The organism is Chitinimonas sp. BJB300, assembly GCF_002735695.1.
Lineage (GTDB): Bacteria > Pseudomonadota > Gammaproteobacteria > Burkholderiales > Chitinimonadaceae > Chitinimonas.
The window spans coordinates 1-4353 of the sequence record NZ_PDZH01000211.1; the positions used below are offsets into that span (position 1 = coordinate 1).

Genomic DNA, 4353 nt, shown 5'->3' on the forward strand with positions numbered 1-4353 from the left:
CACCTACCATCGCCGACAAGCCCGTTGCTGTCGCCGCACCAAACGTGCTCAGCAAATAGTCGGTGTACAAATCGAGTTCTTTGTTCTTCATTGCGACAGGTTAGCGTATGCACTGCGTAACATCAGTCAATAAATAGTATTCAGAGATTTAAAAAAGCCGCCTCGATTAAGAAGGCGGCTTTTTTATACAGGAGTAGGTAGGTTTACTACGCTACCTAAACTGAGTCTTAATCAAAATCGCGACCATTTGGGAAGGACGGGCGGTTGCCACGTTTGCCAGCATTGGCGCGTGGTGCATCGCTACGGCTGCCGAAGCGGCTGGTGTTGGCAGTGCTATTACCGTTACCTTGAGGGCGGCTGGTGTTGCCACTACTCTTGCGATTACCACTTTCAAACGGGCTGTGTAGCGTCAGGCGTGGCTGTTCTGCATACAAAGTAGGATCGGCTTCCAAGCCTTTGAAATTACCCTGACGCGGTTTGCGGTCGAAGCTGTTACCGTCATTAAAAGCAGGTTGACGGTCGCCATAGCTCTTGCGCTCTCCCTGGGGCTTGCGGTCAGCATAAGCTGGGCGATCGCTATTGTAGGCAGGACGGTCACCTGCAGGTTTGCGATCACCAAAGCTCTTACGCTCGCCATAAGGCTTTTGTTCACGATCACCGTAGGGTTTGCGATCTTCAAATCGGTTGGGACGGCTGCTGTCACGGCCACCGCTGAAGCTGCGCTTTTCGCCGAAACGGCCACCACCACTACCATTGCTTGGGCGTGGTTCAAAACGGGCTTTTAAGCCTTCGAATTCAACTGAATTGATCTTGCGGCCGATGAACTTCTCAATACGACGTAGCGCCGGCACTTCATGTTTGGCAGCAAAGGAGATAGCAACGCCTTCGCGACCAGCACGACCGGTACGGCCGATACGGTGTACATAGTCTTCAGCAAACTTGGGCAGATCGAAGTTGACAACGTGCGTGATGCCGGCGACGTCGATACCACGCGCTGCAACATCCGTGGCTACCAGGACATCAACTTCACCTTTCTTCAGGCGAGCCAAAGTACGGGTACGTTCCCGCTGTGGCATGTCACCATGAAGCGCAGCAGCTTTTTTGCCTTGACCTAGTAAACGGTCTGCCAAATCGCCAGCGTCCAGCTTGGTCGCAATGAAGATGATGGCTTGGCCAACGGCTTCATCAGCAAGAATATGGTCGAGCAATTTGGTCTTGTGTGTGATGTCGTCAGCGTAATGCAGTTTTTCAACGATTTGTTCTTGGCGACGAGCTGGTGCTGCAATTTCAATGCGCTCTGGGTTATTCAACAAAGACTGAGCGATGGTGGCGATATCACCATCCAAAGTTGCCGAGAACAGCGCCGTAACACGTTCCTTCGGTAATTTGGTGGCGATATGGGCGATGTCATCGCGGAAACCAAGGTCCAGCATGCGGTCGGCTTCGTCGAGCACCAACATTTCCAGGCGCGAGAGATCAATACGGCCACGTTCGATCAGGTCAATAAGGCGGCCTGGTGTTGCGACAAGAATCTCGACAGGGCTGGACAGTAGCTTGATTTGTAGTGGGTAAGGCATGCCACCGACTACGCTGACCACCTTGGCGTGACGGATCTGCTTACCATAGGTTTCTGCGGCGGTTTTGATTTGTGCGGCAAGTTCACGCGTGGGGGACAAAACCAGAATTCGGGGGCCTTTGCCAGGCTTCTCGGATTTTTCAGTAAGAAAATTAAGGGCCGGCAGCATAAATGCGGCAGTTTTGCCTGTGCCTGTTGCGGCAGAAGCCATCACATCGCGACGCGACATCAAGGCAGGAATCGCGGCAGCCTGGATCGGTGTAGGCTGGGTATAGCCCGAAGTAATCAAGGTATCGAGAATAGGCTGAGCGAGGCCGAGGTCGGCAAATGTGACTTGAGTCAAAGCGTTTTCCTAAGTAGATGTGCTTCCCTTTGGGCTATGTAAGGGAAACACGATACGAAGCCGAGCATGCACGCCAAGACAACAAGCCCCTGTATGCTGGGCTGGTAGACAATAAACTACCTAAGCGCGGCGAGCGCGGAATTCGTATTTACAATGCCTGTTAAAGGCTACAAAGCTGGGATCGACAGAGGCCGGAATGCGGCAATCTTGCGGATCGGCAGCGCCAACATCGACGCTAACCGAAATGGCGCCAAGTACCATTAAAACTACTGCGGCGCGGAGGTCAGGGACGATGATTCGTGGGGGCTGAGCCCAACGAAGGTGCGCATTATCCTGAAAACAAAAGAAAAAATCAAACACTTTGTGCGGTGCAGTAGTTTTCGCGTGCTAAAATCGACGGTTTACAGCATTTCGAACTGACAGGTTTCTCAATCATGAGCCGCGCTTTACGCAATATCGCCATCATCGCCCACGTTGACCACGGTAAGACCACCTTGGTTGATCAACTGCTGCGCCAATCTGGCACTTTCCGCGACAACCAGCAAGTCGACGAGCGTGTGATGGATAGCAACGATCTCGAAAAGGAGCGCGGCATCACGATTCTGGCCAAGAACACTGCGATTGATTATGAAGGCACGCACATCAATATCGTCGATACCCCTGGCCATGCTGACTTTGGTGGAGAAGTCGAGCGTGTTCTGGGTATGGTGGACGGCGTGTTGCTGCTGGTGGACGCCGTTGAAGGCCCGATGCCGCAAACCCGTTTCGTGACGAAGAAGGCATTGGCATTAGGTCTGCGCCCTATTGTGGTGATCAACAAGGTGGATCGTCCGGGTGCTCGTCCTGATTGGGTTGTGGACCAGACGTTTGACCTATTCGACAAGCTTGGCGCTACAGACGAGCAACTCGACTTCCCCATCATCTATGCATCGGGTCTTAATGGTTTTGCCAAGTTGAATCTGGCCGAAGAGACCACGGATATGCGGGCTTTGTTCGAGACGGTACTCAAGCATGTGCCAACCCCACCTGGCAACCCGGATGCACCGTTGCAACTTCAGTTGGCTGCGCTTGACTATTCGACCTATACCGGCCGCCTTGGTGTAGGTCGTGTGCTCAACGGCCGTATCAAACCGGGGCAGCAAGTTGTGGTGATGAACCATGATGCACAAGTTGCTTCGGGCCGTATCAACCAAGTCTTGGGTTTCCAGGGGTTGGATCGAGTGCCGGTGGAAAGTGCTGAGGCTGGCGACATCATTATTGTTTCCGGTTTGGAAGACATCGGTATTGGCGTCACCATCTGTGACAAAGAAGCGCCGATTGGTTTGCCTATGTTGATGGTGGATGAACCTACGCTGACCATGGACTTTATGGTTAACTCCTCACCATTGGCGGGTACTGAAGGTAAGTTTGTTACTTCGCGTCAAATTCGTGATCGCTTGACCAAAGAGTTGCTGATCAATGTGGCGTTGCGTGTTGAAGATACCGGCGATGCAGATATATTCCGTGTTTCTGGCCGTGGCGAGCTTCATCTGACCATTCTATTAGAGAACATGCGCCGTGAAGGCTTTGAAATGGCTGTGGCTAAGCCACGCGTGGTGTACAAGGAAGTCAATGGCGAGAAGTGCGAGCCATATGAGAACCTGACCATTGACCTGGAAGATGAACATCAAGGCGGCATTATGGAAGAGATCGGCCGCCGCCGTGGTGAACTGACAAATATGGAATCGGATGGACGAGGCCGTACTCGCCTTGAGTATCGTATTCCCGCACGTGGCTTGATTGGTTTCCAATCCGACTTCATGACCATGACCCGGGGTACTGGCTTGATGAGCCATGTGTTTGACGACTATGGTCCTGTTAAGGCTGACTTGCCGGGGCGCCACAATGGTGTGTTGATCTCGCAAGAGAATGGCGAAGCCGTGGCCTACGCACTTTGGAACCTGGAAGATCGTGGCCGTATGTTCGTCAGCCCTGGCGATAAGTTGTATGAGGGCATGATTATCGGTATTCACAGTCGCGATAATGATCTGATCGTCAATCCGATCAAGGGTAAGAAGCTGACCAACGTACGGGCTTCCGGTACGGATGAGGCTGTTCGTCTGACAACGCCAATCAAGCTGACCTTGGAATCGGCTGTGGAGTTTATTGATGATGATGAACTGGTTGAAATCACGCCTGTCAGTATTCGTATTCGTAAGCGCTACTTGAATGAGCATGAGCGTAAGCGTGCTGTGCGTGCTTCAGAAGGTTAATTTGAAGCTAGATCAGTAATAAAAACGGCAGCCAGTGGCTGCCGTTTTTGTTTGCGTGCGCCCAGCATGGGCGCACTCCTGCGGGTGGAAGTCCCGCCGTAAGTTGATCACAGCGAACGAAGTGAAGCGCAACTGCGTGAGGGCGACCGAGCGTGGGAAGGAAGCGTGGATCGTAAACCGCG

The 4353-nt window shown here is 52.7% G+C and carries 2 protein-coding genes; one reads left to right on the plus strand and one right to left on the minus strand.

What is annotated here, in order from left to right:
• Window positions 1-227: 227 nt before the first annotated feature.
• Window positions 228-1919 (minus strand): DEAD/DEAH box helicase, encoded by a 1692-nt coding sequence (locus CSQ89_RS20130; protein WP_099407797.1) that lies wholly within the window; start codon window positions 1917-1919, stop codon window positions 228-230.
• Between the two features lie 434 nt (window positions 1920-2353).
• Here CSQ89_RS20130 and typA point away from each other — a divergent pair, with 434 nt between their 5' ends.
• Window positions 2354-4171: a translational GTPase TypA gene (typA, locus tag CSQ89_RS20135; RefSeq protein ID WP_099407798.1), complete on the plus strand. Its 1818-nt coding sequence runs from the start codon at window positions 2354-2356 to the stop codon at window positions 4169-4171.
• Window positions 4172-4353: the final 182 nt, after the last annotated feature.

Coding starts and splice junctions, on each gene's coding strand:
- typA (WP_099407798.1), top strand. CDS start 2,354: ATGAGCCGCGCTTTACGCAATATCGCCATCATCGCCCACGTTGACCAC.